Source organism: Companilactobacillus halodurans, assembly GCF_009600985.1.
GTDB classification, from domain to species: Bacteria; Bacillota; Bacilli; order Lactobacillales; family Lactobacillaceae; genus Companilactobacillus; species Companilactobacillus halodurans.
In genome coordinates, this window is record NZ_VDFP01000306.1 from 1 (window position 1) to 1,002 (window position 1,002).

The 1,002-nt window shown below is 30.7% G+C and carries 3 protein-coding genes; all 3 read left to right on the top strand.

Annotated elements, in window-relative coordinates:
* The coding region (locus tag FHL06_RS15195; RefSeq protein WP_153387349.1) for a helix-turn-helix domain-containing protein at nucleotides 1-116 on the top strand (116 nt) is incomplete at its 5' end.
* Nucleotides 117-143: 27 nt separating this feature from the next.
* Complete coding sequence (gene arsR, locus FHL06_RS14355) at nucleotides 144-458, top strand: As(III)-sensing metalloregulatory transcriptional repressor ArsR (protein ID WP_153387351.1); 315 nt, start codon at nucleotides 144-146, stop codon at nucleotides 456-458.
* The coding region (locus FHL06_RS14360) for an ArsB/NhaD family transporter (protein WP_192918046.1) at nucleotides 458-1,002 on the top strand (545 nt) is incomplete at its 3' end. The genes arsR and FHL06_RS14360, both read left to right, overlap by 1 nt.

The window sequence follows — 1,002 nt, forward strand, 5'->3', positions numbered from 1 at the left end:
AACAAGGTAAATCTATAAGTACTATAGCTAGAGAAATAGGTATTACACGCCAAACTATATACAGAATTAAAAACAGTAGACAAAAGAACATAGACATTAATCTATATAGATGTTAATCTATTAAATGTCTAGGAGGTATATTCATGTCTTATAAAGAACTATCGACAATATTAAAAGTCTTATCAGATCCAAGTAGGTTGGAAATACTGGATTTACTTTCTTGTGGTGAGCTATGCGCTTGTGACTTATTAGAACACTTTCAATTCTCACAACCTACACTAAGTCATCATATGAAGTCATTAGTAGATAACGAATTAGTTACAACACGAAAAGACGGCAACAAACATTGGTATCAACTTAATCATGCATTTTTAGATTATATTAATCAAAACTTAAACATCATTAACACATCTAACCAACGCTGTGTATGTAAAAATATGAAGTCAGGTGAGTGTTAATGACAATTTTAGCAATTGTGATTTTTCTTTTAACTTTAATCTTTGTGATATGGCAACCAAAAGGTTTAGATATTGGTATTACAGCTTTAATTGGAGCTGTTGTTGCTATCATTACAGGAGTCGTAAGTTTTTCCGATGTATTAGAAGTAACAGGTATTGTTTGGAATGCAACTTTAACTTTTGTAGCTGTTATTCTTATTTCATTAATATTAGATGAAATTGGATTTTTTGAATGGTCTGCGATACATATGGTCAAGGCTTCTAACGGTAATGGGTTAAAAATGTTTGTGTTTATTATGTTACTTGGTGCAGTGGTTGCAGCATTTTTTGCTAATGATGGCGCAGCATTAATCTTAACGCCAATTGTACTCGCTATGGTGCGAAATCTAGGTTTTAATAAAAAAGTGATTTTTCCTTTTATTATTGCTAGTGGTTTTATTGCTGATACTACATCACTACCTTTAATTGTAAGTAACTTAGTTAATATCGTTTCTGCAGATTACTTCGATATTGGATTTATTGAATATTTTAGTCGAATGATTAT